This window comes from Paramuribaculum intestinale (genome assembly GCF_003024925.1).
GTDB classification, from domain to species: domain Bacteria; phylum Bacteroidota; class Bacteroidia; order Bacteroidales; family Muribaculaceae; genus Paramuribaculum; species Paramuribaculum intestinale.
The window spans coordinates 1-1361 of record NZ_PUED01000340.1 but is presented as its reverse complement, the minus strand read 5'-3'; the positions used below and the strand labels follow the sequence as shown (position 1 = coordinate 1361).

Sequence of the window (1361 nt, the reverse complement as noted above, 5' to 3'; positions counted from 1 at the left end):
GCTGTGAGTGATCGCATTAAAAACGCACATAAGGAAGCAACCTATCTATTTTCAGAGGTTGAAATAGTTAAAGCCCTGAGATGCTATAACATAATTCCAGATGAGTTAGAAGATAAAATTCATAAATTCTTTAACGAGCAACGATTGAGTATAGAAATATACGACAAGGATAATAATTTATTCCGACCAAGAGAATGGTTTGTGGTGGCATTAGATGCCATTGGAGAAGCCGTAAGTATAATATTGCGAAATGAACAAGATATTTACTACTACAATCAAACCATTCAGCAAATAGTGAAAAAATAATCATTATGAATAAATTCTCACTTACTGTTAATTATATAAGTTCAACCTCACATCTTACATGCAAGAACTTATTCGATAGATTTTTAGAAAAAAAATACTCGGATTGTACGGGGTGGGGGTACTCAAATGTGTCATTGGACGAGTCTCTTATCATGGGGACTCTCCTTAAATCCGTGATACGATATTACCAAGTGTGGAATCCGGAAACTTCTGTATTAGAGAAGAAATCTTATACTCAAGTTAAAGAAATAAACTTTAGAATTGATTTATTGCACTCTTCATTCATTGTAGAAGGGGGAGTGAAAGATATGAACACAGTAAAACAGTCTTTAAGACAGATTGCATATAATGAATTTACATATGCGCCATTAGATACGACACTCTATAGTCTTCTTGTAAAGTTTTCATTTGATGCAATCCTTGAATCAATTGAAGAAGTTGTTTTAACTGACTATCGCACAGAAAAATTGTTTGTAGGGAATTATAGTGCTAAATTGGTTGATCCTTTTGTCAAAATTGACTCATTAGCAAATTATGAAAAACTCATTGGACGGTTTAAAGCCGTATTGAGTCTTTCTGGAAGAAGGGTTGTAATCATAGCAAATACAAAGTCTAATTTCATAGTAATAGGCTCTGAGAATGACAGATTAGAATTAATGGAGTATTTAACTAATAAACTTTTGTCTAATGGCTGAATCACAAGGCGTAATGGGCGATATGTGGAATGATAACGCAGTCGCACTTTTGGAATATCTAAATTGGGATCACATTGGAGATACGAATATGGATCTTCCTGGGAGTGACCAAAATGAATATGGCGTTGATGCTTTGACAGTATATTCGTCTCCACTTCTTGATGTCCTCCAGAGTTGCGTTGTTGAATCGAAGAGATACAGTACTAAAAGTATCTCTCAATCACTCATCCAGAAATGGATTGACAGATTACGCCTTAAGATTGACTCGTTTGCAAATTCTCAAGCACTTCTTGACAAATTTGGTGCTCTGAATGAGGCGTGCCAAATAAACCTGGGTGTTATTATGTGTTGGGTTCATGA

The 1361-nt window shown here is 35.0% G+C and carries 2 protein-coding genes and 1 pseudogene; all 3 read left to right on the top strand.

Features of this window, described 5'->3' with window-relative positions:
* A pseudogene (locus C5O24_RS13360) lies at positions 1–306 on the top strand (GIY-YIG nuclease family protein); the annotation flags it as partial.
* Between the two features lie 308 nt (positions 307–614).
* A complete protein-coding gene (locus C5O24_RS14205; protein ID WP_148061089.1) occupies positions 615–1001 on the top strand; it encodes a hypothetical protein in 387 nt (128 codons plus the stop codon).
* Positions 994–1361 (top strand): PD-(D/E)XK nuclease domain-containing protein (locus tag C5O24_RS14415; RefSeq protein WP_205961135.1); only part of this gene is annotated, 368 nt, incomplete at its 3' end. The genes C5O24_RS14205 and C5O24_RS14415, both read left to right, overlap by 8 nt.

Excerpts from the sequence above, each read along its gene's own strand:
- C5O24_RS14205 (WP_148061089.1), top strand. The coding sequence starts at position 615 with ATGAACACAGTAAAACAGTCTTTAAGACAGATTGCATATAATGAATTT.